The sequence below is a fragment of the Qaidamihabitans albus genome (assembly GCF_016464705.1).
Classification (GTDB): Bacteria; Actinomycetota; Actinomycetes; order Mycobacteriales; family Pseudonocardiaceae; genus Qaidamihabitans; species Qaidamihabitans albus.
Genome location: NZ_JAEHOB010000008.1, coordinates 229936 through 256708, shown reverse-complemented (window position 1 = coordinate 256708; position 26773 = coordinate 229936). Strand labels below are relative to the sequence as shown.

Sequence of the window (26773 nt, the reverse complement as noted above, 5' to 3'; positions counted from 1 at the left end):
AGAACCACCAAGATCAGATCCACCGTTCATCTGACAGACCCTTGGAGTGCGCGTCACGCCTCGTTCCGATCGCGAAAGGCACCTGATCAGGCGACTTCAGAGTCGGCCTTTGTCGACGGCAGTCGAATACTGAGCAGGGCGCGGCCTTGGGTTCGAGCATTGGTCGCAACATCCTCTGTTAATAAGGATCGGGTGAAGATGGGACGACCGGGCCGTAAGCGGCGGTTTGCGCTGAAGATGAGTATTGGAAGATGTTGGCCTCGGGAGTAGGCACCGTGGAGGCGTGTCGACGGCTGGGGATCTCCCGGACGACCGGCTACTACTGGCGGTCGCAGCGTGGTGGCCTGGCGCGGACGGCGCTACCGGAGGACTCCCGGTCTGGCCGGTATCTGTCGCTGCTCGAACGAGAGCGTATCGCCGTGCTGCGCGGGCAGGGGGTGCTCGATGCGTGAGATCGGACGCCGGCTCCGGCGCGCGCCGTCCACGATCTCGCGGGCTCGCGAAGCCCACGGCGGGGAAGGCCGCATCCGCTCGGCCCGCTTCCCGGCCCGCAAGAGCCTGGAGGAGTTCGACCTCAACCACCAACGCTCGCTCAAGCGGGACACCATCACCCACCTCGGCACCCTCGATTTCATCACCGGCAAGGACAACGTGGTCTTCCTCGGAGCGCCCGGCACCGGCAAAACCCACCTGTCGATCGGGCTCAGGATCCGAGCCTGCCAGGCCGGGCACGGGTCGCCGCCTGGCCGAGCCTCACCACGCCGGCCGCCTGCAAACCGAGCTCGTCAAGCTCGGCCGGATCCCACTGCTCATCGTCGACGAGGTCGGCTACATCCCTTCGAAGCCGAGGCCGCGAACCTGTTCTTCCAACTCGTGTCCAGTCGCTACGAACGTGCCTCGCTGATCGTCACCAGCAACAAGCCCTTCGGCCGCTGGGGCGAGGTCTTCGGCGATGACGTCGTTGCCACCGCCATGATCGACCGCCTCGTCCACCACGCCGAGGTCGTCTCACTGAAGGGAGACAGTACCGGCTCAAGGACCGAGACCTCGGCCGCGTCCCAGCGGCCAGCAAGACCAACGACTAATGAACCACCGGGTGGGCCAACATTCGCCCGGAACAGACGGGGCAGGATTCAGGCGGCGTTGACAGCACATGCCTCATCTGCGGCGCCCAGTGGTGCCCGCTGCGGGGCGGGACATCAGACCGGGCCACGTGCGGCTCCCAAGAGTGCGTCACCGCGCTCCGTGCGCAGCGCCGCCACAGCCAGCGGATCACACCGGAAAGACCGCGAACCTGACCAGCTCGAGCGGCAGCAGCGCCGACCTAGCCGCCGTCCTCAACGTTCTGCTTCAGCGAGGAAGACAGCATCGCGTCAGCGGGGCCGCCATCGCCGGGAGTGAGACTCCATGCCAGGCTGCCCTGGACGTCGCGTGCCGCGACGGCCAGGTCCTGCAAGGGGACAGTCGGGCCATCCGAAGGGGTTCTCAGGCAGGCGAGAACGATGGCGAGGTAAAGATCGTCATCCTGGAGCGAGTTCGTGCCGTTCCTGGACTACGACGCCGAGATCCGGCGAGTCATTTGCGGCACGAACGCGATCGAATCGGTCAACTACCGGCGTGGGATCCGCGCACGCGGCCACTTCCCGACCGAGCAAGCCGCCCTCAAGTGCCTCCACCGCACCACCAGGTCACTGGGCCCGACCGGCCGAGGCAAGGCACGATGGGCCATGCGGTGGAAACCCGCGCTCAACGCCTTGGCCATCACCTTCGAAGGCCGCATCACCCCGANTCAAGTGCCTCCACCGCACCACCAGGTCACTGGGCCCGACCGGCCGAGGCAAGGCACGATGGGCCATGCGGTGGAAACCCGCGCTCAACGCCTTGGCCATCACCTTCGAAGGCCGCATCACCCCGAGCGCGAACTAACCAATCCCAAGATCGGATCCACCGTTAATCGGACACTCCCATATCGAAGACCCGTGCGCCGGTCCAGCTCTGGTGACGATATGGGTGTCCTGCGTGGCGGAGCTGCCCTAGTACGACAGTAACTTCTGCCTCAGTTGCTACTGCGCGTGTGATGTCTCGCGGGTGATGTCGGGGGCTTCTCCATTTGGACCGACAAGGTGGCAGGCAACGAGGTGGTGCCCCTGGCCGCTGATTTCCCTGAGCTGTGGTTCTTCGATCCGGTTGCGTTCTTGTACTACGGGGCATCTGGTGTGGAAGGAGCAGCCGGTAGGTGGAGCGACGGGGCTGGGGATGTCACCGGTTAGGACTATGCGCTGCCGGTGCCTCTGTGCCTTCGCGTCGGGGACGGGTACCGCGGACAGCAATGCTTGGGTGTAAGGATGCTTGGGATGGACGAAAAGTTCCTTCCGTGGCGCCATTTCGACGATCTTGCCCAGATACATCACCGCGACGCGGTCGCAGAGGAACTCCACGGTTGACAGATCGTGTGCGACGAACAAGCAGGAGAAGCCGAGTTCCGCCTGGAGATCCTTCAGCAGGTTCAGGATCGATGCCTGGACGGAGACGTCGAGGGCCGACACTGGTTCGTCGGCGATCAGCAGCGGCGGTTGCACGCTCAGGGCTCTGGCGATCGCAACCCGCTGGCGTTGCCCTCCGGACAGCTCGTGGGGGTAGCGGTGTCGCAGCTCCGGCCGCAGCGCCACCATCTCGAGCAGCTCGGAAACCCGACGTTCCAGTTGGCTTCCGTCGACCAGGTTGTGCATCCTAAGCGGTTCCCCCACGATGCGCCCGATCGGCATCCGGGGGTTCAACGATGAGTAGGGATCTTGGAAGACCATGTGCATCTTCCGGCGCAGTGGCCTGACGCGGCGCCGGGGCAACCGAGTGATGTCGGTTCCCTGCAGTGTGATGGTGCCGGCGGTGGGTTCCAGGAGCCGGAGGATGCATTTGCCCACCGTCGACTTGCCGCTGCCGGATTCTCCGACGAGGCCCAGCACCTCGCCGGGCGCGATAGAGAACGACACGCCGTCGACCGCGTGGACGATCTCCTTGCTCGACCTCAGCCCGCTGTCCACAGGGAAGTGTTTCTTCAGGTTGTCGACCTGGAGGACAGGAGCAGTCACGAGTACGTCCTCTCGTCGCCGGGATGGAAGCAGGCGACGGCGTGCCCTGGCCGTACGTCTCGCAACTCCGGCAGCTCGGAAAGGGTGAGTTCGTCCGCCCGGGAACAGCGAGGCGCGAAGGGGCAGTGGCTCGGAGGTGCGCTGAGCGAGGGCACCATTCCTGGGATCTCGGCCAGGCGATCCCGCTCACCGTTCGGCTGCTCACGCAGGCGGGGAACCGCGGCGAGCAGGCCCATGGTGTAGGGATGCTGGGGGTGTTCGAACAGTTCCTCGGCCGTGGCCTCTTCAACCTTACGCCCGGCGTACATAACGATCACCCGCTCGGCGACGTCGGCCACTACGCCGAGGTCGTGTGTGATCAGCAGGATGGCGGTTCCGAGCTTGTCGCGCAGGTCCCGCATCAGGTCGAGGATTCCCGCCTGGATCGTGACATCGAGTGCCGTGGTGGGCTCGTCGGCGATCAGGACCTTCGGATCGCAGGAGACCGCCATGGCGATCATCACTCGCTGGCGCATGCCGCCCGACAGCTGGTGCGGGTACTCGTCGACACGGCGCTGTGGGGCCGGGATGCCCACAAGGTCGAGCAGCTCGATCGCGCGGTCACGGGCCGCACGCCGGGACAGGCCCTCGTGATGTCTCAGGACCTCCCCGACCTGCCGGCCTACCGTGAACACGGGGTTGAGGGACGTCATCGGCTCCTGGAAGATCATCGACAGCTCCTTCCCCCGGATGCTCCGCAGCTCCTTGCGAGGCAGCGTCAACAGATCCCTGCCCTCGAGCGCGATCCGTCCCGAGATCGCGGCGGTGGAGGGAAGGAGCCCGAGGATGGACATCGCAGTCACCGACTTGCCGCACCCCGACTCGCCGACGATCGCCAGGATTTCGCGCTCCTCCAGCGCGAACGAGACGTCGGACAGGGCCTGGACGGGATTGTCCTCGGTACGGAAGCGCACCGACAGCCCCGAGACGTGCAACAGTGTCATGTCAGAGCCTTCGGGTCGAGCACGTCACGCAGTCCGTCGCCGAGCAGGTTGAAGGACAGCGTGGTGAGGAAGATCGCGATCCCCGGGAACAGCGCGAGCCAGGGGGCCTGCGTGATGAAGGACTGGGCCGACGAGAGCATCACGCCCCAGGAGGGGGTCGGCGGTTGCACACCGAGCCCGAGGAAGGACAGCAGGGACTCGCCAATGATCGCCGTCGGTATGGTGACCGTTGCCTGGACCAGCAATGGGCTGACGGTGTTGGGCAGGATGTGGCGCGTGATGACGACGCGGTCGGTCGCCCCATCGGCGACGGCCGCGACCACGTAGTCCTCCTCTCGCAGGCCGAGCACCTCGCCCCGGGTGACGCGGACGAAGGCAGGGACGGCGGCGATGCCGAGCGCGAGCGTCGCATTGGTCAGAGACGGTCCCAGGATCGCGGCGAGTCCCACGGCCAGCACGAGAAAGGGGAACGAGAGGAGCAGGTCGGTGAAGCGCATGATCACCGGATCCCAGCCGCCCCGGAAGTAGCCGGCGATGAGGCCCAGCGGAACCGCGACCGCCATCGCGAGCAAGGTCGCGACGACCCCGGCCTGGATCGATGCGCGGGCACCCCAGATCACCCGGGACAGGACGTCCCGCCCCAGCTCGTCGGTTCCCAGCAGGTGAGGCCCTCCGGGCTGCGCCAGGGCTGCCCCGAAGTTCTGCGCGTCGGGGCTGTAGGGCGCCACCAGCGGCGCCAGCAGCGCGATCAGGATCGCGGTGATCGCGAATGCCAGGCCAGCTACAGCGGGAGGGCGCCTGAGGAACCGCTGGCGCAGCCTGACCCTCCGCCGCGTTCGCCAGCCGACGACCTCGATCGGCGCGCTCATGTCGCCGCCCCCGTGATCCTGATCCTCGGGTTCAGCAGCGAGTAGACGATGTCGACGACGAAGTTGACCAGAATGTACCCGGCCGTTGTGACGATGATCGCTCCCTGGATCACCGGAAAGTCCCGCTGGAACACGGCGTCGACGATCAGCTTTCCAAACCCGGGGATGACGAAGATCTGCTCGGTCACCACCGCTCCCGAGATCAGCGCCCCGAGTTGCAGCCCAACGACGGTGGTGACGGTAATGAGACTGTTGCGCATCGCGTGGGAGGCGACAACGGTGAACTCGCCGAGCCCCTTGGAACGCGCCGTCCGGATGTAGTCCGCGGTCAGGGACTCCACCATGGCCGAACGCATCTGCCGCATGACGACGGCCGTGAACGCGGTACCGAGCACGAACGCCGGCAGGACCATCCGCATCAGGTTCCCTATCGGGTCCTCCAGCGGGGAGACGTAGCCGGAGGCGGGGAAGATCGGAAAGTAGATGGCGAGGCCGAGGATCAGCATCAGGCCGAGCCAGAAGTTCGGAATCGACAGGCCGAACAGCGCGATGCCGCTGCTCGTGTGGTCGATCCAGGTGTCCTTCTTGACCGCGGCCAGCACGCCTGCGGGAATGCCAAGAACGACCGCGACCAGAACACTGAGTACCGAGAGTTCGATCGTGATCGGCAGCTTGCTGAGCAGGATGTCGGTGACGTCGATGCCGGTACGAATCGACTCACCGAAGTCCCCCTGCAGGGCTAGTGTGAGCCAGTTCCAGAACTGCACCAATATGGGCTCGTCGAGGCCGTACTTGGCCCGGATGGCCGCCAGCGACTCCGGGTCCCGCTCCTCGCCGGCGAGCGCCAGCGCCGGATCGCCGGGAAGGGCGCGTACCCCGGCGAACACCACGACGGCGGCCAGGAACAGGACCACCAGCGACGCGCCAGCGCGCCGGAGTAGATACCTTCCCATCTGGGGACCTATCCCTGCTCGGCTGCGAAGCCCGCATTCGTGACGCGGATAAGGCCGTCCCCGAAGTATTCCAGTCCCACGATCTCCTGAGCAGCTCCTAGGAACAGATTCTCGTGGTAGAGGTAGATGATTCCCCGCACCTCGCTCGCGCGCTCGACCGCCTGGCGGTAGAGCTCCTTCCGCTCCTCCGTGCTCTGGGCGGCCCGCGCTTCATCGAGCAGCCGATCGATGTCCGCGTCGTTGGTCCCGGCCCAGTTCAACGATCCCGAACTGTGCTGGAACTGGTGAACGTTCTGGTCTGCGTCGATCCGCCCCGACCAGCCGATCCGGAACGTGTCGAAGTTGCCGGCCTCGGCCTCGTCGAGCGCCGCGGCGAACTCCGTCGGGCGGACCGTGACCGCGAAGCCCGCTTCCTTCGCCATGGACTGGATGACCTCACCCACACGCACCTCCTCCGCGTTGTTCGCGGTGATGAGCTCCACCGGAATCGGGGTGGGGATCCCGGACTCCCGGACCAGTCGCTTCGCCGCTTCGACGTCATGCGGGGTGCACTCGAAGCCCTCAACGGCCCATGGACTGGCCGGCGACAGGGGGGTGCAGCCCGGGGTGTGCCTACCGTCGAAAACGATCTTGTTGAGCGCGTCGCGGTCCAGCGACAACTCGAAGGCCTCTCGCAACTTCTCTTCAGAGGCCAGCGGCGTGCCTGGCTTGGTGAATGGAGGGCCGACCCCGTCGCCGTTACCGATGTTGACCGTGATGCCCTGGTATCCGATCGAGGTCGTCTCGACCACCTGGAAGTTGGCGTCGTTCTGGATGGTGGCGACGTCCGTGGGGGCGACGTCCTCGGCCACGTGTATGTCGCCGGAGCGCAGGTTGGACAGCCGCACGTTCGGCTCGGCGATGGTGCGGTAGACGACCCGGTCGAGGTTCACCTTGCCGGCGTCGTAGTAGTGCTCGGATTTCGTCACCACGATCCGGTCCTGCGCCTTGCGCTCGGCGAAGGAGAACGGGCCGACACACACCGGCTCGTCCGCGAAGTTCTCCCCCAGCTTGTCGAGCTGGGCCGGCGACATGATCATGCCGGCACGGTCCGCGAGGGCGGCAGTCAGGGGGGCGAAGGGTTCGGACAGCCCGATCTCGACCGTCGTGTCGTCGACGACCCTGACCTCCTCGATGGGGGCGATCTCGCTGGCGCGGGCCGACCCCGAGATCTCGCGGTGCCGGTCCAGGGACCTCTTCACGGCCTCGGCATCGAAGTTCGTACCGTCGTTGAAGGTGATTCCCTCCCGCACCGGGATCCGAACGGTCAGCCCGTCGTCGGACACGTCGGGCAGGTCGGCGGCCAGCTGGGGGACGACCTCCAGGTTCTCGTCCACGTCGTAGAGCTTCTCGCAGATGCTGGAGAAGACGATGCGGCCGACGAAAGTTCTGGCGAGCGAGGGGTCGAGCCGGTCAGGTTCCTCCGAAAGAGCCACGACCAGGTCGCCGCCCTTCCTGGCCTGCCCCGTTCTGGGGTCCTCGGTTCCCCCACCCCCGTCCTGCCCCACGGGGCTGCAGGCAGCGCCAAGCAGTGCGGCGACCGCGAGCGTCGCTAGCGAAAGCCTGTGCTTGGTCATCACGAGCCTCCCGTCGTGCTGAAGGGGGTGTGCTCCGCTCGGTAGGCGGCCGCCTGCTCTCGGAAGCGGACGTGGGTGCCCCGATAGGGGTCGTGGTCGCTCGGAAGGTATTCCTTGGCGATCTTCGCCACCACCGAGTACGTCGGATTGCACACGTTGGCGATCGGTGTCAGGGCGAGCTGGGAGACCAGCTGGTAGGCATCGAGCCGGTCGAGCCCGCATCGGCTGCCGACCTGCGCGACGAGGTCGACGTGTGCGACGCGGAACGCGTCCTCCAGGGGTTTGGCCGACCCGACCGTCATGATGTGGGTGTCGGACTCGATGCGCGGCCATGGGGTGGGCGTCCCGGCGATCAGGTCGACCACGACGACCGTGTCCATTGCAGACTCCAGCGCGGTGCCGCACGACTCGCCCTCGCCCTGGCGCCCGTGGCCGTCGCCGAGCGCGAACAGCGCTCCCTCGACGTTCACTCCGAAATAGACGGTCACGCCCGCACGGACCTCAGGTGTGTCCATGTTGCCGCCGTGGGAGCCCGGGACGATCGCCGAGCGAGCCTCCATCCCGGCCGGGGCGACACCGACCGTGCCGTGCATCGGGTCGAGCGGCATGACGACCTCGCGGCCCCCGCTGCGGGGCCGGTACGTCGCGGTTCGTCGGGCTCGATCGAGCTCGTACATCCACACGACCTCGGGGAGCGGATCCTGCAGCGTGGCTGTTTCGTGGGTCGAGGTGAGCGCGCCGAACAGCGGCACAGTGGTCGACGCGGCGTAGTCGCGGGAGGGCTCGATACTCACGAAGTGCAGGGCCAGGGTGTCACCTGGCTGCGCGCCCTCGACATAGAAGGGACCGGTCTGCGGGTTGAGGAAGGGGAACTCGCACACCCGTGACACCAGGTCTGTGGCCGCGCGGACGTTGCCTCCGTAGCAGTCTTCGGTCCACAGCTCGACCACATCGCCTGGGCGCAGTCGCGCCACAGGGGGACAACCACCGAAGGTCCACGAGAACTGGTCCGGGGTTGGCTGATAACGGACCACCGGCAGGTCGCCGCTGCGATCACGGACCGCCTCGCTCATGGCGCCTCCTGGTTGCCGCTGGCTTCTACCGCGTCCTTACTGCAATCCGTCCAGAGTAAGTAGTTTCTGAGGAAAATTATCCTGCGGAAAATACCAGGGCCTTGTCAAGATGTCACGCCGCGGGAGCGCCGAATCCTGCGACGACGCGGAAGTCCAGCCCGTCGGCGTGGGCGAGGTACGCGGTCTGAGGCACGTGCCGGTTAGCGATGTACACGCGACCGCGCGCGCCATCGGCGCAGGCTCCTTCGGCAGCGGCGTCGAATGCCGCTGGATGCAGCGAGCCCGCCCGCGCCGCGACGGCTGCGAGGACACCCACGCCCTCGTAGCAGGACTCAGCGTGCGCGCTGGTTACCGGGGCATGGGGGCCGAAAGCGGCGGCATAGCGCGCGTCGAACGCGAGACTGGCGTCGGTGGCCAGTGTGGGGAAGAACCCCATGGTGGTCCACAGCTCTCCGCTGTCGTCACCACCCAGCCCGAGCAGGGTGTTTTCCTCGAGACAGGCACTGAGTCGCAGGACCCTCCGAGCGAGGCCCGCGCCGCACGCCGCGCGGTGGAACCGCACGAGGTCGTCGCCGATCAGGTTGAGCAGCAAGGCATCAGCTCGTCGGGAGACGAGCCGCGTCAGTGGGCGGTCGAAGTCGGACGCGCCCAGCGGCAGCAACTCCTCCCCGACCACGGTCGAGCCCAGCTGGTGAAGCATGCGCCCCGCGAGCGCGTGCACGGCCCTGGGCCAGCGGTAGTCGCTACCGAGGAGGAACCATCGCCGCGCCCGCCGGTGTTCGACCAACCAGGCCAAGGCAGGGCCCAGCTGCCGGCCAAGTGTCTCCCCGGTGCAGAGCAGGCCGAGGCGCTGCTCCCCGCCCTCGTAGGGCGGCGTGTAGACATAGGGCACCAGACCGGCCACGGCGTCGGCGATCGCGACACGTGCCGCGCTGGTGTGCATACCTACGACCGCGTCGACCTCCCCGGCACGCACCAGCCAGTCAACCTCGCGCGCCACCTCGCGCGGCGCGCGCCCGCCGTCGACTCGAACGAGGTCGAGAGGACGACCCAGGATCCCGCCCCTGGCGTTCACCTCGGAGCAGGCGAGCAGCGCGCAGTTGAGGCTGGCTGGCCCCATCAGGCCCAATGGGCCGCTACTCGGTGTCACGAGGGCCGCGCGCACACTGCCCGACGGCCCGCCGGCAGCGCGGGAAAGCAACTCTTCACCCGTCACGGAGGGGAGGAAGGCGCCAAGACCACGATGACCGAGCGTCTCCTGAGCTGCCATCGAAGCCCCTATCCAGGTGCGAGCGGTCTACGATAGTACGGGTGGACCAGGTCGACGTCGAGGAGATGAGGGTATGATCGCGACGCGTAATGAACCCCTGGTTTCCCTGCTGTCGCGGGTTGCTCGCGACCTTCAAACGGAGCTGACCGACCTCCTGGCCCCCTACGACGTCAGTGTCGACCAGTGGCGCATCCTCGACGTGCTCGGAGACGGGCAGGGGCGGCCGATGGGAGAGCTTGCCGGCGCCACATTCCTGCACGGCCCCACCCTGACCAAGGCTTGTGACCGGCTCATCGAGCGTGGCCTTCTCTACCGGCGTCCCGACGAGTTGGATCGTCGGCGCGTGATCGTTGACATCTCCCACGACGGCCGCCGACTCCTGCGCACCCTGACGTCGCACGTCGTAGCGCAACAGCAGCGACTCGAGGCTGATCTCGGAACCCAGCAAGCAGCCCTGGTCGACGCCTTGCGGTGCCTCGACCCGCTGACCGTCGAGTCGCGGATGGAGTAGCCGCCATCGGTGACGCCTGAGACGTTCCTTCCTGAATGAACCCGGCCGCGCGTATGTTCGCCAGGACATTGGTCCATGAGCTTTAAGGTCCGGGTGGCCGAGAGGGCCCCAGTTGCTCATGGATGGAGCCCTGCGGGCGGACGCGAATGGCCCGCAGCCTGATGCCCGTACTGCAACGAGCCCGCGACCCCGAAGGGTTCGCTCTGCTGCGCAAGATGTGCGCTGCGACTCGGGTATCTCCGTGGCTAACGGCAGTATGGCGTCGGGGATCGGGGTGATGGTGGCCGCCAAGGGCGGCCTGGTCCGCGATGTCACCGTCGGCGACTGCGTCGAACTGCTCGATACCCAAGCCGCGGGCCAGCAATTCACCGGCTCCGGCATGGTCTGCTTCTACCGGCTGCTGCACACGACGAGGGTCTTTCCCGACGACGCGCCACCCAGCATCCGGATGTTCCGCTCACCAGGACAGCTCACCTGCGACGAGCTGGTCGATCGCTACCAGATCGCCTGCCGCCCTATCCGCGACCTGCTGGTGGACTATCTGCGGGAACGCCAGCCCGCGATGGACTACAGCAAGCCTCAACCTAATCAGCGGGTTCGGGGTTCGAGTCCCTGATGGCGCACCATCATCCCAGGTCATCCGCCTGGGTTTCATTGTCTGCTTGCTCGCCTTCTTCTGGCAGGCTATTCCCTTGCGGCTCCGTTTTCACTGCCGCGCCTGGTCACCTCTCGTGAGTGTGCAGCCGAGTTAGAACACTGTTACGCACTCACGACCGGCGACCTGCAGAAACAGTGCGTCCTACTCCGCAGGGCGAGCGAGATGCGTACCGGCCGTAGCCGCTACAAGGCTCGCGCGAGCCGGTTGGCCATCAACGAGACCAGCCGGGCCGGCTCGCGGACCTCACCGCCCTCGGCGAGCAACGCCATGCCGTACACGAGCTCGGCCGATTCGGTCAGCCCCTCGTCCGCGCCGTGTTCCTGGTAGGCCCTGCGCATCTCGCCGACCAGCGGGTGATCCGGATTGAGCTCCAGGATGCGCTTGACCCGGGGCACCTCCTGCCCCATCGCGCGGTACATCTTCTCCAGCGTCGGGGTCATGTCCTGGGCGTCGCCGACGATGCAGGCCGGTGAGCTGGTCAACCGCGACGAGAGGCGCACCTCCTTCACGTCGTCCTGCAGCGTCGTCCCCATCCAGGACAGCAGGTCGGCGAAGTCCTCGCGCTGCTGGGCGCGCTCGGTGCCCTCCTGCGCGTCGTCCTCCTCGGAGAGATCCACCTGCCCCTTGGCGATCGACTGGAACCTCTTGCCGTCGAACTCGCCGACCGCGTCGACCCACATCTCGTCGACCGGGTCGGTCAGCAGAAGCACCTCGATACCCTTGTCCCGGAAGGCCTCCATGTGCGGCGAGTTCTCGACCTTCGATCGGGACGGCCCGGTGAGGTAGTAGATGTTCTCCTGGTCGTCCTTCATTCGCTCGATGTACTGGCGCAGGGTCGTCTGCCGCTCGGCATCGGCCGTCGAGTCGAAGGAGGCGATCTCCAGGATCGCTTCCTGGTTGTCCGGGTCGCTGACCAGGCCTTCCTTCACCGCCTGACCGAACTGCCCCCAGAAGGTCCGGTAGCGGTCGTCCTCGGCGTCGCGCATCTCCTTCACCGTGGACAACACCCGCTTCACCAGACGCTTGCGCATCATCTGGATGTGCCGGTCCTTCTGCAGGATCTCCCTGGAGACGTTCAGCGAGAGGTCCTGCGCGTCCACCACTCCCTTGACGAAGCGCAGGTACTCGGGCATCAGGTCTTCGCAGTCCTCCATGATGAACACGCGCTTGACGTAGAGCTGAACGCCGCGCTTCGCGTCCCGCATGAACAGATCCATCGGTGCATGCGAGGGAATGAAGAGTAGCGCCTGATACTCGAAGGTACCTTCCGCTCGCATGTGGATGGTTTCCAGCGGGTCGGCCCAATCGTGGCTGATGTGCTTGTAGAACTCGCGGTACTCGTCCTCGCCGACCTCGGCCTTCGGCCGCGCCCACAGCGCCTTCATCGAGTTCAGGGTCTCGGTCTCGGTGACCGTCCGCGTGGTCTCGCCCTCGGTGACGGTGCGCTGCACGTCCATCCTGACCGGCCAGGAGATGAAGTCGGAGTACCGCTTGACGATCTCCCTGAGGGTGCCCGTCCTCGTGTAGTCGTGCAGCGAGTCCTCGTCGTCGGCCGCCTTCAGGTGCAGTGTCACCGCGGTGCCCTGCGGCGCCTTATCGATCGTCTCGATGGTGTAGGTGCCCTCGCCGGTGGACTCCCAGCGCGTGGCGGTCTCCTCACCCGCCCTGCGGGTCACCAGCGTCACCTTGTCGGCGACCATGAAGCTGGAGTAGAAGCCGAGCCCGAACTGGCCGATCAGCTCCTGCGCCGCCGCCCCCGCCTGGGTCTGTTTCAGCTCCCGCAACAGCTCCGCGGTACCCGACTTGGCGATGGTGCCGATGAGGTCGACGACCTCCTCGCGGGACATGCCGATGCCATTGTCCCGCACGGTCAGTGTGCGCCGCTCCACGTCCGGCTCGAGCCGGATGTGCGGATCCGAGATGTCGACCCCGAGGTCCTTGTCCCGAAACGACGCGAGACGCAGTTTGTCCAGCGCATCCGAGGCATTGGAGATGAGCTCCCGCAGGAACGTATCCTTGTTCGAGTAGATCGAATGCACCATCAGCTGCAGCAGCTGACGCGCTTCAGCCTGGAACTCGACTGTCTCTGCCTGCGAACTCACTTCAGCTCCCACCCGAAACACGACTCCGTTCAGACAACCGCGTGGCGACCAAGGCGTGGCCATTATAGGAGCCGGGTCGGCGTTGATCTGGTTCGTGGTGGTGTCGACTCCTCGGTGGTCCGGGCGCGCGACACCGGGCCTCCCCCGGACCGTCACGTCCCGCAGGTGTGATGGTCGCGGTGTCGGCTTCCCGTGTGCTCCGATGTCGCAGCGGGGCAGGAAGCTCGCTGTCCGAGCGCGCCCGGTCAGCCCACTCGTGCCTCCGCGACGCGATCGCGGATCTCCGCCGTCTCGGCGTCGTCGGCGTCGAGACGGCTCCTGGGCACCTTGGCGAACTCCAGGAAGTGTGAGAGAGGCCCGTCGTGAGTGAGGTGGAGCTCGTGCATGGCCCTGGTGCACGCGATGTAGAGCATGCACCTGTCCATCTCGTTGGCGTAGTTCTGCTCGTCCACGTGCGGGACGATCACGGTGTCGAACTCCAGTCCCTTCGAGATGTGCGCTGAGGTGACGACGATGCCGCCTTGCGAATGCTGTGCTGTCGTAGTCGAGGAAGGTCAGCTCGACACCGGCCTCTGACAAGGCGCGATGGAGTTTTTCCGCCTGAGCGGCGGTCTTGCAGATGATGCCGAGGGAGCGGTGATCGCTGTGCGTGTGCTGCTCGATGAGGGTCAGGATCTGTGCCTCCTGGCCCGCCGGTCTGCGCAGGCGATGATCTGAGGTGACAGCCCATGGCGCGCGAGCGGGACGAGCTTGTCGTTCCTGGAAATGTTCTGGGCGAAATCCGTGATCTCGGCCGTGGAACGGTAGCTCTTGCACAGCTCCAGACAGTCGGCCTCCGGGAACATGCCGTGGATTGTCGACAGTGACGACGAGCTGAACGGGTTGACCGACTGGTTGGAATCTCCCCAGAATTGTCATCTGGCAGGAGAAGAGCCTGCGTAGCGCCGCGTACTGGATGGGCGTGTAGTCCTGCATCTCGTCGACCAGGAGGTGGCGGATGTGGCCGTAGCTCTCCTGTCGCGAAGTTCTGATCATGGTGTAGATCAGCGGGAACACGTCGGCGTACTCGATCTCCTTCCGGCCGCGCGGCCTGAACAAACCACGGCGGGCAGGGTCGGCGTAGAACGCCTTGTACATCGCGAGCGCGTCCTTGTCGGGGAACATCGCGCGGACCTGCCTGCGGACGCTGGCGGTGTCGGCGGCCGCCCACTTGCCGCCCCGGTCCAGAACATCGTGCTTGAGCTTGTGCGCAGCGGCATTGGCGACGCGGTCGAGCCGCGTGAGGACCGGAACGGTCGGTGCCTCGTGGAAGATGTCCGCAACCCATTCAGCCGAGAGTCGTTTGTGCTTCCGCTCGATCTCCCCAGGGGTGAACTCCTCGTGCGCGCGGGAGGTGATCCAATCGTCGAGACAGGTGACGAACTCGGGCGTCGCCTTGTAGCGCGTACGCTCGGCCGCCGCCTCGTCGACCTGGTCGAGCAGCTTGACCACCTGTTCGCTGAACCTCTCGTAGTCGGTGACCTTCGCGAGGAACCTGCCGGCGATCGTGTCGAAGTCGATCTCCGCGACCTGCTCCTCACCCAGCTCGGGAAGCACGTCGGCGATGTAGTCGCCGAAGACCTTGTTGGGCGAGAGGATCATGACGTTGTCGGAGGAGAGGGTGTCCTTGAAGCGGTAGAGCAGGAATGCCACCCGATGCAGAGCGATCGACGTCTTCCCTGAGCCGACCACACCCTGCAGGATCAGTACCTGCGCCATCTCGTTGCGAATCACAGCATTCTGTTCTCGCTGGATGGTCGCGACGATGTTCTTCATCCTGTCATCGGCGGACTGGCTCAGCTCCCGCCGCAAGACCTCGTCACCGATGTTCAGCGCGCTGTCGAACATGTACTCCAGGCGCCCACCCCGGATCTTGTACTGGCGCTTGCCCGTGATCTCACCATGGGCAAAACCCCCCGGCGTCTCGAAGAACGCCTCCCCCGACTCGAAGTCGTAGTAGAGACTGGACACCGGGGCCCGCCAGTCATGGCTCACGATCTCCTGGGTCTCCGGGTCCGAGAAATTGTGCACACCGATGTAGTGGGCCCTGGCCCCCGTGTCGCCCGTCGGGTGAAAGTCGACGCGACCGAAGTAGGGAGACTCCAGCAACCGTTCGACGCGCCTCCGGTACATCACCGCGTGCTCAGCCAGCCGGGTCGACATGTCCACCGCACCGCGATAGTTGGCCTTCTCGGCAAAGTCCATGTCACGCAGGTTCGTCCACAGGTGCGCCTTCTGCTCTTCGATGGTCGCGGCGGACTTGTCGATCTCCCCGATGAGGCACTCCAGCTCCGTCGCCAGCAGATACACCACCTCGGCCAGACGCCGGCGCTCCTGCTCCTCATCTCCTGCCTGCGCGTCCGTCAATGCCACCTCCCGTTCGAGCATCCATCCCCGCCACATACCGCAGAAACTACTGTAACGTTAGGGTAGAGTAGCTGGCACGGATGCGGCGCCGGCCGGTGCACCCGCAGAGACATCACGGTCCTCCGTTCGTCGTGTGGAATAGGTGTCGGCGACCGGGCACCACTCCGCGGGATGCGCCTCACCGACAGGTAGATCCGGCGGCCCCCGCAACGCCGCGAACACAACCGGCCTGGCGTGGCTGCTGGATCGCCGCGTCGAGTACGCGGTTCAGCCGACCCGGGTGGAGCGCGGCGCCTGCTGTGCGAGCCGTTCCCGCAGCATCTCGGCGAACCCCTCCGCCTCCTCGAGCTTCGCGCTCAACTCGGCACAGCGCCGCTCGGCGGTGTCGGTGAAACCGCGCAGCCGTTCGCGCTGCTCCTTGCTTGGCTTGCGCGACTTGGCCGCACCGGCGGTTGCCGGGTACAGCAACGCCAGCAGTTCGCGCATCTCGTCGAGCTGGAAGCCCAGCGGCTTCATCCGCTTCGCGAGCCGCAGCCGCGCCACATCGGGCTCGGTGTAGAGCCGGAAGCCGCCCTGGCTGCGCGCGCTCGGCGTGACCAGCCCGGCCTCCTCGTAGTAGCGGATCGTTCGCAGTGACAGGCCCGTGCGTTCGGCAACCTCGCCGATCTGCATGTGCTCGCTCACCTGCACCCTCACCTTCTCGACACCGATCCCGCCAACGGGACCGGTCCCACCGCCGTCCGGCGGACGTGCCGACCGTCACGACGACCCTACCCTCACGTGAAGGTAGAGCCGTCAGGCGTGGCAGACACCCGGCGTGCCGCACTCTACCGCGACGTCAGGGTATGGTGATGTCCGTGGAAACGGCGTTCGGCGACACCGATGACTCGCGACGACAGAGCCGAGGGCCTGCTGCTGGGCGTGGCCCTCGGTGACGCACTCGGCGCACCACTCGAGGGCGCACCACAGGTGGCGGAAGCCGACATCCTCGCCGACGAGCGGTCGACCCGGCGGCTGGTGCACACCGACGACACCGCGCTGACACTGGTGCTGGCCCGGCACCTCGCGCAGCGCCGGGACACGACCGGCCTCGAGGAAGATGTTCTCGCGCACGAGTTCGCGCAGGCGTGGAGCGCCGAACCGTGGCGCGGCTACGGCGCCACCGTGACCCAGGTGTTCCAGTTGCTCAACACCGGCGTGCCGTGGCAGCAGGCCACGCGCACGTTCTTCGACGGCGAGGGCTCCTTCGGCAACGGCGCCGCCATGCGCGTCGCGCCGATCGCGCTGGTCGGCGCAAGCCCGCACGACACCGCCGAACTCGCCCGGCGCAGCGCGGTCGTCACCCACGCACACCAGCACGGCAAGGACGGCGCCGCCTGCCATGCGGTCGCCGCCTACCTCGCGTTGACCGGCGACCCCGCTCGACCACTCGAGGTCACCCCATTCCTGCAGAACCTCGCCAGGGTGGTGCGGTCGCGGCCCTGGCACGAGAAGTTCGACCGCATCGCCGAACTCGCCCACCGCGGCGCCGACCCGGACCACGCCGCACGTGTCCTCGGCAACGATGTCTCCGCCCTCGGCTCGGTACCGCTGGCCCTGCTCGCCTTCCTCCACAACCCGGACGACCCCGCCGCCGCGATCCGGTACGCCCTGCGCGGTGGCGGTGACGCCGACACCATCGCCGCCATGGCAGGCGCACTCGCCGGCGCCCGCAACGGCGCGGGCAGCCTCCCTCAGCAGTGCGTGCGCCGACTGGAGGCCAGGCAGGCCCTGACCGAACTCGCCGGCCGCCTCGCCTGACCCGCCCCGACTCGTGAGTGCGTACACGAGTTCTAACTCGTGTACGCACTCACGAGCGCCGGACGAGCCCCGATCCTGGCGTGCGAAGGTCAGTGGCGTCAGGAACGTGCCCGCCGTGCCGCGCCGAGGCCGCGGGTGATGAACGCGTACATCTGCTCGACACCTCGTCTGGCATCTCGCGCGGCTCGGGGCCGTCTCAGCGAATCCACGCACAGACGATGTCCGCAGAGAACACGACAGGATCCGGTGACGCCGATGAAAAGCCCGTGGCCCGGATCAGCTCACGCTGGTGCTCCCGGAACAACACCCCGAGTGGTGCCGCCTGGCGGAGCCGAGGGGAAGGCGGAATCGGCGGCCTCCGCAAGGTCGAGCAATCGACGTCCCGTGTTCACCGGATGCTCTCGCGACGCAGCTACAGTCGGCGTGTGGAGTTACGCCACCTGGTTTCCTTCCTCGCCATCGCCGATGAACTGCACTTCGGCAGGGCCGCCGCGCGCCTGCACCTGGCACAGCCGTCGCTGAGCCACCACCTCCGCCGGCTGGAGCGCTCGGTCGACGTCGAACTGGTGTCCCGCAACTCGCACGAAGTCAAGCTGACCCCGGCGGGCGAGGCCATGGTCGACCTCGCCCGCGACATCGTGTCCCGAGTCGAGCGCGCGGGCCAGGCCGCCCGCGCGGCCGCCGCGGGACGCGCGGGTACCCTCCGGATCGGCTACAACTTCCCGGCGGGCCAACGCGCGCTGCCGGCCGCGCTCACGACATTCGCGGCGAGCCATCCGGCCGTCGATGTGGACATGGTGGAGCAGCGCACCGGCCCGCAGCTCGCCGCGCTCGGCGAGGGCAAGCTGGACATCGCGATGGTGTACGGCAGGCCGAACGCGCCGACGATGCGCAGCAAGCGGCTGCTGCGGGTGCCGCTGGTGGCGATCGTGGGCACGCGGCATCCGTGGGCGCGCCGCGAGCGCGTGCCCTTCGGCGAGCTGGCGGGCGAGCCTTGCGTGCTCTTCCACCGGGCTCAGTCGTCGGCCATGTACGACACGATCCTGTCGGCCGCGCAGGCCAGTGGGATCCGGCTCACGGTGGCCGAGGAGGTCGACGATCCGGGTGCGACCGCCATCCTGGCCGCCATCAAGCCGGTCGTCGGGTTCGCGTCGGCGCCGAGGGGCAAGGTGGCCGCGCGTGGCCCCCGCACGGCGGCGGTGGCGCTCTACGACCCGGTGCCGCTGCTCGACCTGTACGCCGTATGGCGGGCCGAGCCCGGCCCGCTGGTCGAGGCGTTCCTGCCGTGCCTGCCCGGTGAGGACGCCCCCGTCACTTGAGACCCGACCGCACGAACGCGTTCACGATGTGCCGCTGCAGCACCAGGTACAGCGCGAACACCGGAAGGCAGGCCAGCCCTGCCGTGGCCATCAACGGGCCCCAGTCGTTGCCCTCGGTGCCCATGAAGCTGCGCAGGCCCAGCTGCACCACGGCGTTGCTGCGCTGCAGCACCATGGCAGGCCAGAAGTACTCGTTCCACGCCGTGATCGCCAGGAGGATGCCCAGCGCGGCCAGCGCCGGGCGCAGCGCGGGAACCACGACCGTCCACAGTGCCGTCCACGACGACCGGCCGTCCATCCTGGCCGCGTCGAGCAGCTCCTTGGGAAAGCTCTTCAGATGCTCCCGCAGCAACAGCACGCCCAGCGCCGAGCACAGGTTCGGCACGATGACACCGGCCAGCGTCTCCAGCAGGCCCAGGCGGGCCAGCAGCACGTAGTTCGGCAGCATTGTCGCCTGGAACGGCACCAGCCAGGTGCCGACGAACAGCAGGTAGATCAACCGCTGCAACGGGAATCGCCACGCCGCGAAGGCGTAGGCCGCGAGCAGGCCGACCAGCAGCTGCCCGAACGCGCTGAGCACGGCGACGATCCCGGTGTTGAGCAGCATCGCGGCGACGTCGTTCTTCTCCAGCGCGTCGGCGTAGTTGTCCGTGGACAACGGCCACGGCAACGGAGACAACTCGCTGACGTCCCCGGGCACGCGCAGCGACGTCGCGTACAGCCAGTAGATCGGGAACACGCACAGCAGGCTGAGCAGCCCCAGCACGAGATGCCCGGCGATGCGGTGCACGCTGCTCGGCCCGCCGACCGGCTCAGTCGTCATGGTGACTCAGCCTTTCCGCCAGCCGCGTCAGCAGTGCGGCGACGACGATGAAACCGACGAAGAACAAGACACCCGCGGCGGCCGCCAGTCCCGCATCGTGGCTGCGGAAGCCGTACTCCCACAGCAGGTAGTAGAGGTTGGTGGTGGACCCGGCGGGTCCGCCCTGAGTGAGCGTGTCGATGAGCGGGAACGTCCACTGCGCCGACAACAACACGGTCATCAGCGCGAGGAACGCCAGAGTCGGCGACAGCAGCGGGAGCGTGACCCACCGGGTCACCTGGCCGCGCGAGGCACCGTCCACCTGGGCGGCGGCCGCGTAGTCCGGGTTGATCCCGGCCAGACCGGCCGTGACGACGAGCACCGCGAAGCCCACCACGTGCCAGCCGGTGATCACGATGATCGCCAGCTGCGCCGTGCCCGTGGTGTTGAGCCAGTTGACGCCCGTGCCGAGCACCCTGTTGACCGCACCCGCCGACGGGTCGAGCAGCCACTGCCACACCGCGGCCCCGGCGACCGGCGCCACGAGCATCGGCGCGAACACCAGCCCCCGGTAGACGGCCTGCGCCCGGCCACGCACGCGGCCCGCGAGCAGCGCCACGACGACCGGGATCAGCACGGTGAACGGCAGCATGCCGGCGATCACCACCGCCGTGCGCCCGACCGACGCCCCCAGCTCCGGCGCGGTCAGCAGCCGCTCGTAGTTCGCCGTGCCCACCTCCACCATCGGCGTGCTCGGCACCAGGTTCCAGGAGTGGAAGGACAGCACGAACGTCTGCGCCAGCGGCTGGTAGGTCCACACGACGAGCAGCGTCAGCGCGGGCGCGAGGTAGAGGTAGGGCGGTGCGCCCCTGCGCAGCCTCGTCCACAGCCGCACGCGGGAGGCGGGTGCGACGCCCGCCTCCCGCGGCCTCGGCTGCGCGACTTCCACGAATGTCCCGCCGGCCCCGCTCACCATGCGCCGACGACCTCCCGCACGAGCCGCAGGCGGTCGGCCTCGTCCACGTCGTACACCTCGTCGGCCCGCGACATCGGCACCGCCGTGGCGACGATGTCCTCGCCGAAGACGTCGATGCGGCTGAACGCCGCGTCGGCCCCCGCGCGGAGCCTCCCTCGCGGCGGCACCGCCGCCACGCCGTAGGCCATGGCGGGGCCCACCCACACCGGGACGCCGGCGAGCGCGCCGCAGCCGGCGTGGTGGGCGTGGCCGGAAACGACGAGCCGGACGTCACTGCCGTCGAGCACCTCCGCGAGCCGCTCGGCGCCGCGCAACCGCAGCAGGTGCACGGTCGGCACCGGCGACGGCAGAGGTGGGTGATGCACCACGAGCACGCTTCCCCACGGCGCCGGCTTCGCCAGCACGTCGGCGAGCCACTCCAACTGCGCGGGCGAAAGGTGCCCGTCGTGCCTGCCCGGTTCGCTGCTGTCCAGCACCGCCACCCGCAGCCCGCCGACCATCCGCACGTGGTCGCAGTCGCGGTCGGACCTTGGCTCGCCGAGCAGCTCCGCCCGGAACGCGCCGCGCTCGTCGTGGTTGCCCATCGCGTAGACGACCTCGGCGCCGAGCCGTTCCGCGGCGGGCTCCACGATCTCCCGCAGCCTCCGGTAGGCGGCCGGGGCGCCGTTGTCGGTGAGGTCACCGGTAAGCAGCAACCCGTCGACCGGCCCCGCCGAGGCCTCGATCATCTCCACCGCGGCAACGAGATTGGCCGTGGTGTCGACGATGTCGTGCATCAACGTCCCGGGCGGCAGCAGGTGCGTGTCGGTGAGCTGGACAAGCGAGAGATCCGGCCGGGTGCCGTCGTTCACCGGCCGCCTCCCGGCAACAGCTTCGACAGCTCGCCCTGCTCGGCACGCAGTGTCGCCTCGGCATCGGCGCCCTGGAACACCACGTTCTCGACCGCCTCCATCATGCCGTCGCGGATCTGCAGATAGCTGGTGCCCGGCATCGACACCCATGGCTCGAGCCGCCCCAGCTGCTCCAGGTTGGGCTCCAGGTAGGGGTTCTGCTCGGCCCAGCTCTTCAGCCCGTCCGGGTCCTCGACCAGCCCGGTGCGCAGCGGCAGGTAGCCGATCTTGGATGCGATCGTGGTGTAGGCCCGCTCGCTGGTGAGAAACTTGATCAGTTCCCACCCGGCGCGCTGCTTGGCCTGGTCCGCCGAAAAGACGAACAGCGCGGCTCCGGAGTTGGTGGGCACGGCCTGCGTGCCCTCGAAGCTCGGCATGGCACCCGCGCCCAGCTCCCACTCGTCCCCGGCGCCTTTGAGGAAGGTGCCCTGGATGGCGCTGGACTCCACGATCATGCCGAGATCACCCCTGGCGAACGCCTCGACGGCCTGCATCTGGGTGAGGTTCGGCATGGCGCCGCCCTTGACCATGTCCTGCATGGTGCTCACAACCTCGACGACGGGCTGCTCGGCGAAGGTGAGCTTCGAGCGGTCCTGCGAGATCACCCGGCCACCGTTGGAGCGCACGATCGACTGGAAGCACCAGTCCTTGGCCGCCTTGGTCAGGCAGTCCACGTAGACGCCGTCCTTGCCGGTCCTGCCCGCGACGGCCTTGGCCGAGTCGCGGACCTCGGACCACTTGGCGGGCGCCTGCTCCGGGTCGAGCCCGGCCTGGCTGAACAGCTGCTTGTTGTAGTAGAGCATCGGGGTGGAGAACACGAACGGCACGCCGTACGTCTTGCCGTCCCAGTCACCGAGCTTGCGCGCGGCCTCGGCGTAGGGGTATTCCTCACCGTCGAAGTTGGCCTGCACGGCGTTCTCGCCGACCAGGTCGTCCAGGGCCTTCGCGCCGAGCTGGTTCACCGTGAAGTCCAGGTCGGAGAAGCCGAGCTGCACGACGTCGGGCGGGCTGCCCGCGGTGAGCTGGCTCTGCAGGCTGGAGATCGTGTCGGTGGCCGGGTTGGCACTGTTGCCCTGCGGCTTCTGCGCGGTCACCGAGATGTTGGGATGTTCCTTCTCGAACGCGGCGATCAGCTCGTTGAACGTGTCGGTCCACGCACCGGCCTGGCCGAAGTTGTAGCTCTCGAACACGATCGACACGCGCTGGTCGGCACCGAGTTCGGGCACGGGGCCGGTGTTGCCCTCGGAGCCCGCGTCGCTGCTGCCGAGCCCGCAGGCCGCGGTGACCAGGGCGAGCATCGCCGCGGCGCCTGCCGCGAACAGGGACCTTCTCATCGGGATTCTTCCTTTCTGGTGGTACGTCGGTGCTTCGTCAGGCCGGGGCCGTGACCGAGGCGGGGCGCCAAGCCAGCCTCCGGCCGCTGCCGGGGGCGAAAAGGTGCAGGTACCGCGGTTGGGCGGCGAGATGGACGCGGTCGCCCACGGCGACGCCGAGCGGCCGGGGGCCGCGCACGGACACGCGGCTCTGCCCGGCCAGGCAGTGGGCGACCTCCTCGCTGCCGAGGTTCTCCACCGCCGTGACCACCGCGTGCAGGTCACCGCGGTCGGCGGTGGTGAGGGTGAGGTGTTCGGGCCGCACGCCGAGCAGCACCGGCCGCTCGGGCACGTCGGCGTCGATGCCGAGTGGCACTTCGAGTTCGGGGCCGTGTGCGGCGAGCGTCCCGCAGGCGGAGCGCACGGTGGCCTCGACGATGTTCATCGCCGGGGAACCGAGGAAGCGCGCGACGAACACCGAAGCGGGCTCGTCGTAGACCTCCGAGGGCGTGCCGAGCTGTTCGAGCCGTCCTCCGTCGAGCAGCGCGATCCGCGTCGCCATCGTCATGGCCTCGACCTGGTCGTGGGTGACGTAGACGACGGTCGCACCGAGCCTGGAGTGGAGTTCGGAGATCTCCGACCGCGTGGTGGCACGCAGCTTGGCATCCAGGTTGGACAGTGGCTCGTCCATCAGGAACGCGCCGGGATCGCGCACGAGTGCCCTGCCGAGTGCCACCCGCTGCCGCTGCCCGCCGGAGAGCTCCTTCGGTCTGCGGTCCAGCAGCTCGGTCAGCTCCAGGGTTGCGGCGACGGCCGCCACCTTCGCCTTGATGTCGGTCCGCGACCATTTGCGGGCGCGCAGCGGGAACCCGATGTTGCGGGCCACCGACAGGTGCGGGTAGAGCGCGTAACTCTGGAACACCATCGCCAGGTCGCGCCGCTGGGGCGGGACGTGGGTGATGTCGGTGCCTCCGAGCAGCACCCTGCCCTGCGAGGGCGGCAGCAGCCCGGCGATCATGCGCAGCAGCGTGGACTTGCCGCAGCCACTCGGGCCGAGCAGCACGAGGAACTCTCGGTCGGCCACGTCCAGCCACACGTCGTCGACGGCGGTCACCGCGCCGAAGCGGCGCGTCAGACCCTCCAGTTGAATCCGGCTCACCGCGACAGCGCAGCAGCCGTGTGTGGCCGTGCGGTGAACGGCCGATGTCATCGAACGTGCGCTCGCCGGACCACCAGCCTTGACCTGCGGGAGTACTGTGCCACGTGGACAGTCGACGGGCCTGCGATCGGATAACCCGATCGGCCGATAGAGCCATCGGCTCTTGGTAGAGCCGAGTACAAGCGGCGCGGTACCCGCTCGGGACACGCACACGATGCCGGGCGCTGTTTCGATGAACTCACCGAACGCGGCGTACCGTTCGGCGACGAGCGCGCCGTCGTGGAGCAGCTTCGCCGCACCCAGGAACGGCCGGACGTCCAGCTCCTCGATCACGGCCGCTACGTCCTGGCGAGTAGCCGCGACGGTGCTCGAGCTCAGCCTGCCGAGTGGTACAGCCGGGACAGTACGGCGAACGGGTCGGCGGCGCCGCCGTTGCCCACCGCGACGATCCGGCGGGTGAGGTTGAGCTCGGTGTCTGGCGCGATCTCCACCGGCAGCATGCTCATCACCCAGTTGCCCGTCGCCGCGGTCAGCAGTCCCGGTGGGTTCGTGTCGTAGATGAGTCCGTAGGTCTGCGGGCTGCTTCCGGTCATGCCGATCCACGGCTCGGCCGGCGCGTACTCGTGAGGGCTGCCGTAGGGCGTGGTGATGGTGCCGTGCCCGGGGACACCACTGCGCTGTCCCCCACCGTCGTGATCGATCGCGTCACCGACCCATGCCGAGACCGGGCTGTCGCCGGTGTTGCGGAACACCGACTCGGCGACCACCCAGGAGGTGCCCGGCAACAGCGTGTACGTCGTCGTCACCGTCAGTGCCGGGAAGTCGGTGGACGCGCCGGTCGCCCGGACCACCGCACGCCGCGTGCCCGCCTCGGCCACGTCGACGCGTTCGTGACGAACGCTGACCTGCTGCCAAGCCTCGGTGCCGGTGGGCCGTACGGCCGAGGCGTAAGCCACGTTGATCCAGTCCAGCTGGTCGGTCTGCCCGCGCCGGGCCATGTCCAGCACCTTCCCTCGCGTGGTGCCGAGCAGCTGTCCGTCCTCGCTCACGACCGCGATCGCCATCGCCAGCTCCGCGTTCTCGATGACGATGTCCGCCTCGCGCGCCTCGACGAGGGCGCCGGCAAGCCGTTTGCCCGTCCCGGCCAGAGCTCCGGTGACGCGCGGCAGCGCGAGGTCCACCCGCTCCAGTCGTCCCTCGGCCAGTGCGACAGTGCTGCCGGCGGTCTGGTAGCAGCCCGCCGTGGCGGTGATGTCGTAGGTACCGGCGGTAACGAGTAGCCGGTACCCGCCGTCGGCGTCAGTGGTACTGGCGCTGATGACGGTTCCATCGCTTGTGCGCGCCTGGACGACGACGTTCGCCAGCGGCGCCTCGTCAGTGCCGTCGGTGACCCGCCCCGCGATGCCGTCGCCCGCGCCGTCCACCCGGCGCGCCCCGGCCGCGCCGTCGGCGACGACGAAGGACGCCAGGGTGAACGCGGGCGCGGTGGAGCCGGCCGGGTCGTTGACGACCCGGATGTCCGTTCGCCACCGATCGGGCGTCACCGTGCAGCGGGTGTAGCCACGGTGGTCGCCGTCGAAGAACTTCACATGCGGGTTCGCTCCGAGCGCCGCGGCCACGCTGTCGCGCCAACCGCAACCGGAGCTGATCGACGTGCCGACGAACTCGGTCGCCAGCGTTTCCGAGGACGGATCGGCGAAGTCGGCCTTGAGGTCGTTGACCCACGACGAGTGCCAGTCGCCGGACAGTACGACCACATTGGACGGTCGACGACCGGCGATGAAGGTGAACAGGCGTTCGCGGGCGGCGGCATAGCCGTCCCATTGGTCATGGTTGATGCTCACGCCATCACCTGTGTCGTAGTCGTAGAACGCCATGATCGTCTGCTGCGCGATGGCGTTCCACCGTGCCTTGGAACCGGCGAGGATGTCGAACAACCAGCGCTCCTGCTCGGCTCCTGTCATCGTCCGCGCCGGGTCGAGCGCATCGGGATCGCGGGGGGCGATGAAGCGGCCGTCGGCCTGGTCGGTGCGGTGCTGCCGGGTGTCGAGCAACGTCAGCGAGAGCAGGTCGCCGAAGGTCAGCGACCGGTGCAGGGTCATGTCCGCGCCCGTGGGCCGGGCAGCGACGCGAAGTGGCAGGTGCTCGTAGTAGGCGTGGAAGGCATTCGCCCGTAGCTCGACGAAATCCGGTGTCGAGTCCTGCGGGACGTCCCCGGCCCAGTTGTTGTCGACCTCGTGGTCGTCGAAGGTCGTGATGAAGGGAAATGCCGCGTGAGCCGCACGGAGGTCCGGGGAGGTCTTGTACCTGGCGTGCAGGATCCGGAAGTCGGCGAGCGTCCGGGTGGCCGCGCCCTCGTAGACGTAGTCGCCGACGTGGACGACGAAGTCGAGGTCGTCGGTGGCCATCGTCCGGTACGCCGCGTACCGGCCGCCGATCCACGCCTGGCACGATGCGAGTCCGAACGTCACCTTGTCCACCGGGGCGCCGGGTGCGGGCGCCGTTCTCGTACGGCCGACCGGGCTCACCTCGTTGCCCGCGAGGAACCGGTAGAAGTACTCCCGGCCCGGCTGCAGCCCCGTGATCTCGGGGTGCACGCTGTGCCCCAGCTCCGGGGTGGCCTCAGCGGCGCCGCGGCGCACCACGCGCGTGAACCGCTCGTCCTCGGCCACCTGATACCGCACCCCGAAGGACTCCTGCGGCATGCCGCCGTGGCCGTCCGCCGCCAGCGGGTCGGGAGCCAGCCGGGTCCACAGCACCACACCGTCCGGCAGCGGATCGCCGGAGGCGACGCCCAGCGTGAACGGGTTGCCTAGCGCGGGAGGAAACGCGTGTGCGGTGCCGCTGTGCACCGCGCCGGTGCCGAGCAGGAGCGCGGTGGTGCTCACACCGCTGATCTCCAGGAACCGCCTGCGATCGAACTGCCTTCCGCGGTGACGTTCAGACATCGAATCCTCCTGCCGGGCGTTCGGGTCCGTCGGCGG

At 67.9% G+C, this 26773-nt stretch carries 21 protein-coding genes and 3 pseudogenes; 8 read left to right on the top strand and 16 right to left on the bottom strand.

The features are described from left to right. The first annotated feature begins 275 nt into the window (after window positions 1-275). From JAP66_RS32195 to JAP66_RS33490, 4 genes and pseudogenes are all read left to right on the top strand, one after another. Entirely contained in the window at window positions 276-452 is a 177-nt protein-coding gene (locus JAP66_RS32195; protein ID WP_372448985.1) for a hypothetical protein, read from the top strand. Beyond that, complete coding sequence (locus JAP66_RS33215) at window positions 445-1401, top strand: ATP-binding protein (RefSeq protein WP_372448984.1); 957 nt, start codon at window positions 445-447, stop codon at window positions 1399-1401. Before JAP66_RS32195 ends, JAP66_RS33215 begins: the two co-directional genes overlap by 8 nt. Before the next feature lie 122 nt (window positions 1402-1523). Further along, window positions 1524-1778, top strand: a pseudogene (locus JAP66_RS18095) (transposase); the annotation flags it as partial. Window positions 1779-1791: 13 nt separating this feature from the next. Further along, window positions 1792-1926: pseudogene (locus JAP66_RS33490) on the top strand (IS256 family transposase); the annotation flags it as partial. 137 nt (window positions 1927-2063) lie between these two features. Here JAP66_RS33490 and JAP66_RS18090 read toward each other — a convergent pair. The 7 genes from JAP66_RS18090 to JAP66_RS18060 all read right to left on the bottom strand — a co-directional run bounded on the left by JAP66_RS18090 (window position 2064) and on the right by JAP66_RS18060 (window position 9853). Further along, on the bottom strand, window positions 2064-3089 hold the full coding sequence (locus tag JAP66_RS18090; protein ID WP_199432926.1) for an ABC transporter ATP-binding protein: 1026 nt from the start codon (window positions 3087-3089) through the stop codon (window positions 2064-2066). Then, window positions 3086-4072, bottom strand: a complete 987-nt coding sequence (locus tag JAP66_RS18085; RefSeq protein ID WP_199432925.1) for an ABC transporter ATP-binding protein — start codon at window positions 4070-4072, stop codon at window positions 3086-3088. The genes JAP66_RS18090 and JAP66_RS18085 overlap by 4 nt, the downstream gene beginning before the upstream one ends. Next, a complete protein-coding gene (locus tag JAP66_RS18080) occupies window positions 4069-4941 on the bottom strand; it encodes an ABC transporter permease (protein ID WP_199432924.1) in 873 nt (290 codons plus the stop codon). Before JAP66_RS18080 ends, JAP66_RS18085 begins: the two co-directional genes overlap by 4 nt. Continuing rightward, complete coding sequence (locus JAP66_RS18075) at window positions 4938-5894, bottom strand: ABC transporter permease (protein ID WP_199432923.1); 957 nt, start codon at window positions 5892-5894, stop codon at window positions 4938-4940. The genes JAP66_RS18080 and JAP66_RS18075 overlap by 4 nt, the downstream gene beginning before the upstream one ends. A gap of 8 nt (window positions 5895-5902) precedes the next feature. After that, window positions 5903-7510, bottom strand: a complete 1608-nt coding sequence (locus JAP66_RS18070) for an ABC transporter substrate-binding protein (protein WP_199432922.1) — start codon at window positions 7508-7510, stop codon at window positions 5903-5905. Further along, entirely contained in the window at window positions 7510-8583 is a 1074-nt protein-coding gene (locus tag JAP66_RS18065; RefSeq protein ID WP_199432921.1) for an acetamidase/formamidase family protein, read from the bottom strand. The genes JAP66_RS18070 and JAP66_RS18065 overlap by 1 nt, the downstream gene beginning before the upstream one ends. A gap of 112 nt (window positions 8584-8695) precedes the next feature. After that, window positions 8696-9853, bottom strand: coding sequence for a substrate-binding domain-containing protein (locus JAP66_RS18060; RefSeq protein WP_199432920.1), 1158 nt, complete (start codon window positions 9851-9853; stop codon window positions 8696-8698). 73 nt (window positions 9854-9926) lie between these two features. Between JAP66_RS18060 and JAP66_RS18055 the strand changes: the two genes are divergently transcribed. Beyond that, a complete protein-coding gene (locus JAP66_RS18055; RefSeq protein WP_199432919.1) occupies window positions 9927-10364 on the top strand; it encodes a MarR family winged helix-turn-helix transcriptional regulator in 438 nt (145 codons plus the stop codon). 241 nt (window positions 10365-10605) lie between these two features. Further along, a complete protein-coding gene (locus JAP66_RS18050; RefSeq protein WP_199432918.1) occupies window positions 10606-10980 on the top strand; it encodes a hypothetical protein in 375 nt (124 codons plus the stop codon). 224 nt (window positions 10981-11204) lie between these two features. Here the strand turns inward: JAP66_RS18050 and htpG are convergent, their stop codons facing one another. The 3 genes and pseudogenes from htpG to JAP66_RS18035 all read right to left on the bottom strand — a co-directional run bounded on the left by htpG (window position 11205) and on the right by JAP66_RS18035 (window position 16202). Further along, a complete protein-coding gene (gene htpG, locus JAP66_RS18045; RefSeq protein WP_199432963.1) occupies window positions 11205-13124 on the bottom strand; it encodes a molecular chaperone HtpG in 1920 nt (639 codons plus the stop codon). Window positions 13125-14099: 975 nt separating this feature from the next. Then, window positions 14100-15551, bottom strand: a pseudogene (locus tag JAP66_RS33560) (HelD family protein); the annotation flags it as partial. Window positions 15552-15797: 246 nt separating this feature from the next. After that, window positions 15798-16202 carry a MerR family transcriptional regulator gene (locus JAP66_RS18035; RefSeq protein ID WP_199432961.1) on the bottom strand — a complete coding sequence of 135 codons (405 nt, stop codon included), beginning with the start codon at window positions 16200-16202 and terminating at the stop codon, window positions 15798-15800. 210 nt (window positions 16203-16412) lie between these two features. Between JAP66_RS18035 and JAP66_RS18030 the strand changes: the two genes are divergently transcribed. After that, window positions 16413-17330 (top strand): ADP-ribosylglycohydrolase family protein, encoded by a 918-nt coding sequence (locus tag JAP66_RS18030; protein ID WP_199432917.1) that lies wholly within the window; start codon window positions 16413-16415, stop codon window positions 17328-17330. A 425-nt stretch (window positions 17331-17755) separates the two neighbouring features. Then, window positions 17756-18649 (top strand): LysR family transcriptional regulator, encoded by an 894-nt coding sequence (locus JAP66_RS18025; protein ID WP_199432916.1) that lies wholly within the window; start codon window positions 17756-17758, stop codon window positions 18647-18649. Here JAP66_RS18025 and JAP66_RS18020 read toward each other — a convergent pair. From JAP66_RS18020 to JAP66_RS17995, 6 genes are all read right to left on the bottom strand, one after another. Then, on the bottom strand, window positions 18642-19472 hold the full coding sequence (locus JAP66_RS18020) for a carbohydrate ABC transporter permease (RefSeq protein ID WP_199432915.1): 831 nt from the start codon (window positions 19470-19472) through the stop codon (window positions 18642-18644). The genes JAP66_RS18025 and JAP66_RS18020 overlap by 8 nt on opposite strands. Next, entirely contained in the window at window positions 19462-20427 is a 966-nt protein-coding gene (locus JAP66_RS18015; RefSeq protein ID WP_199432914.1) for a carbohydrate ABC transporter permease, read from the bottom strand. The genes JAP66_RS18020 and JAP66_RS18015 overlap by 11 nt, the downstream gene beginning before the upstream one ends. Beyond that, a complete protein-coding gene (locus JAP66_RS18010) occupies window positions 20421-21278 on the bottom strand; it encodes a metallophosphoesterase (RefSeq protein ID WP_199432913.1) in 858 nt (285 codons plus the stop codon). Before JAP66_RS18010 ends, JAP66_RS18015 begins: the two co-directional genes overlap by 7 nt. Further along, on the bottom strand, window positions 21275-22651 hold the full coding sequence (locus JAP66_RS18005; RefSeq protein WP_199432912.1) for an ABC transporter substrate-binding protein: 1377 nt from the start codon (window positions 22649-22651) through the stop codon (window positions 21275-21277). The genes JAP66_RS18010 and JAP66_RS18005 overlap by 4 nt, the downstream gene beginning before the upstream one ends. Window positions 22652-22688: 37 nt before the next feature. Beyond that, a complete protein-coding gene (locus tag JAP66_RS18000; protein ID WP_307849608.1) occupies window positions 22689-23789 on the bottom strand; it encodes an ABC transporter ATP-binding protein in 1101 nt (366 codons plus the stop codon). Between the two features lie 374 nt (window positions 23790-24163). After that, window positions 24164-26737: an alkaline phosphatase D family protein gene (locus JAP66_RS17995; protein WP_199432910.1), complete on the bottom strand. Its 2574-nt coding sequence runs from the start codon at window positions 26735-26737 to the stop codon at window positions 24164-24166. Window positions 26738-26773: the final 36 nt, after the last annotated feature.

What these genes read in the sequence shown, in the direction of transcription:
- JAP66_RS33215 (WP_372448984.1), top strand. Translation starts at nt 445, where the DNA reads ATGCGTGAGATCGGACGCCGGCTCCGGCGCGCGCCGTCCACGATCTCG.
- JAP66_RS18085 (WP_199432925.1), bottom strand. Translation starts at nt 4,072, where the DNA reads ATGACACTGTTGCACGTCTCGGGGCTGTCGGTGCGCTTCCGTACCGAG.
- JAP66_RS18080 (WP_199432924.1), bottom strand. Translation starts at nt 4,941, where the DNA reads ATGAGCGCGCCGATCGAGGTCGTCGGCTGGCGAACGCGGCGGAGGGTC.
- JAP66_RS18075 (WP_199432923.1), bottom strand. Translation starts at nt 5,894, where the DNA reads ATGGGAAGGTATCTACTCCGGCGCGCTGGCGCGTCGCTGGTGGTCCTG.
- JAP66_RS18070 (WP_199432922.1), bottom strand. Translation starts at nt 7,510, where the DNA reads ATGACCAAGCACAGGCTTTCGCTAGCGACGCTCGCGGTCGCCGCACTG.
- JAP66_RS18065 (WP_199432921.1), bottom strand. Translation starts at nt 8,583, where the DNA reads ATGAGCGAGGCGGTCCGTGATCGCAGCGGCGACCTGCCGGTGGTCCGT.
- JAP66_RS18060 (WP_199432920.1), bottom strand. Translation starts at nt 9,853, where the DNA reads ATGGCAGCTCAGGAGACGCTCGGTCATCGTGGTCTTGGCGCCTTCCTC.
- JAP66_RS18055 (WP_199432919.1), top strand. Translation starts at nt 9,927, where the DNA reads ATGATCGCGACGCGTAATGAACCCCTGGTTTCCCTGCTGTCGCGGGTT.
- JAP66_RS18035 (WP_199432961.1), bottom strand. Translation starts at nt 16,202, where the DNA reads ATGCAGATCGGCGAGGTTGCCGAACGCACGGGCCTGTCACTGCGAACG.
- JAP66_RS18030 (WP_199432917.1), top strand. Translation starts at nt 16,413, where the DNA reads ATGACTCGCGACGACAGAGCCGAGGGCCTGCTGCTGGGCGTGGCCCTC.
- JAP66_RS18020 (WP_199432915.1), bottom strand. Translation starts at nt 19,472, where the DNA reads ATGACGACTGAGCCGGTCGGCGGGCCGAGCAGCGTGCACCGCATCGCC.
- JAP66_RS18015 (WP_199432914.1), bottom strand. Translation starts at nt 20,427, where the DNA reads ATGGTGAGCGGGGCCGGCGGGACATTCGTGGAAGTCGCGCAGCCGAGG.
- JAP66_RS18005 (WP_199432912.1), bottom strand. Translation starts at nt 22,651, where the DNA reads ATGAGAAGGTCCCTGTTCGCGGCAGGCGCCGCGGCGATGCTCGCCCTG.
- JAP66_RS17995 (WP_199432910.1), bottom strand. Translation starts at nt 26,737, where the DNA reads ATGTCTGAACGTCACCGCGGAAGGCAGTTCGATCGCAGGCGGTTCCTG.